Source organism: Vibrio genomosp. F10 str. 9ZD137, assembly GCF_049974785.1.
GTDB lineage: Bacteria > Pseudomonadota > Gammaproteobacteria > Enterobacterales > Vibrionaceae > Vibrio.
Genome location: NZ_JBNGCJ010001011.1, coordinates 1 through 1646, shown reverse-complemented (window position 1 = coordinate 1646; position 1646 = coordinate 1). Strand labels below are relative to the sequence as shown.

Annotated in this window: 3 protein-coding genes; 2 read left to right on the top strand and 1 reads right to left on the bottom strand. The window is 43.6% G+C overall.

From position 1 onward, the window contains the following. On the top strand, window positions 1-448 hold a 448-nt coding region (locus tag ACP45E_RS21595; RefSeq protein WP_347229991.1), incomplete at its 5' end, for an RIO1 family regulatory kinase/ATPase. A gap of 134 nt (window positions 449-582) precedes the next feature. Further along, a complete protein-coding gene (locus ACP45E_RS21590; protein WP_083188668.1) occupies window positions 583-798 on the top strand; it encodes a DUF3565 domain-containing protein in 216 nt (71 codons plus the stop codon). On the opposite strand, the gene ACP45E_RS21585 is transcribed toward ACP45E_RS21590, so the two are convergent. After that, window positions 774-1484, bottom strand: a complete 711-nt coding sequence (locus ACP45E_RS21585) for a glutathione S-transferase (RefSeq protein WP_017037896.1) — start codon at window positions 1482-1484, stop codon at window positions 774-776. The genes ACP45E_RS21590 and ACP45E_RS21585 overlap by 25 nt on opposite strands. Window positions 1485-1646 lie beyond the last annotated feature (162 nt).

Genomic DNA, 1646 nt, shown 5'->3' with positions numbered 1-1646 from the left:
TGAAGACCACGCCGTGATGATGACTTACGTGGTGAAAATGCTTTGTGCGGGTCTCATTCACGGCGACCTCTCCGAGTTCAATGTACTGGTTGATGAGTATGGCCCAGTGATCATTGATTTACCTCAAGCCGTTGATGCGGCAGCGAATAACAACGCTGAATGGATGCTCACTCGCGATGTCAATAATATTCGTGATTACTATGGTCAATTTGCACCAGAGCTTCTCGCCACCGAATACGCGAAAGAAATCTGGGCTATCTTTGAGAAAGGCGACCTCAAACCAGACACTGAGCTAACGGGAACGTTCGTTGAACAGGATATCGAGGCTGATCTTGCGGCTATCATGAAAGAAATTGATGATGCGAGAAGTGAAGAACGCTTTAGACGAGAGCGAATCAAAGAAGCAAAAGAAGGTATTGATGAAAGTAAGTTTAACTGGTCTGAATAGGCTTTAGGTTTAGCTTTTAGACCATCAAGCACAGCCAACGACTGTAGAAAATAACCACAAATAAACAAAGTACCTTTCTAACGTGCCAGTATTCTGCAACTGGCACTCTCTGCCAACCACACAATAATGACCAAATGAAACAAGCCATCACGGGTTACCACAAAGACGAAAATGACGACTGGGTTGCTCAATTAGAATGCGGGCATTTCCAGCATGTCAGACACAACCCTCCCTTTGTCTGCCGACCGTGGGTTGTCTCTATAGAAGGTAGACAGTCAATGCTGGGTTACCTGCTAGTGTGCAAAAAATGTGATATAGGAGCCCCTCAAGATTTTTTGCTTTTAGAGTAACCAAAGTAAATATCTTGCCGATTCTCTAGCCACAATTCGTGTTTTGCCATCACCTTGGCAAACATAGCACTTTGCAAATACCCATTAAGCCAATCGCGAAGTTTAGGATATGGACTCTGCAAGTACCACTGCCTTTCAATTCGAGCAAATTTTCGAATAAAGGGCATCACGGCAATATCCAACAAACTTTCTCGATCGGAAAACAGGTAGGTATGCTGCGTCAGTCTATCTTCCAACGCCTGTAATACCACTTCACAGCGACGGCGACACTCTCCTAGATTATCTTCATGGTAACGCTTAGCACAGCTATACGCCTCTAACGCAGGAACAAACTCATGCTCAAAACGGCTGATTAACGCATGCATGCGAGTCAATGCTGTCTCTTGCTTGTAGTCAAGAAGATCATCGGGATCATTTTCGGCCAAAGCCCATAGCATCACTTCCAAACTCTCTTCTAGAATAATACGGTCGCTAACAACCAAAATTGGCACACTCCCTTTTGGAGAAGCAACCAGCATTTCTTTGGGCTTATTATTGAGTTTAACAGCCCTAATCAGCACTGTTTTCTGAGATTTAAACAATGCGATACGTGCCCGCATCGCATATGGACAGTGCTGCAAAGAATAGAGTATCGGGGCTTGATCAAGTGAATTGCTTTTACTGCCTTGAATTAATTGACGACTCATGATTTCACTTCGCCTTTCCATTTCGATTTAGTTATAACTGTTGCGTCTAATATAATGTGCTAAATATATCGATGAAACGCTATCTGAACAAATGGAATTAGATCACACTATTGAGGCAATAGCTAGAGCGTGTTGGGCATTGATACTGCGTTAGAGGCTTCT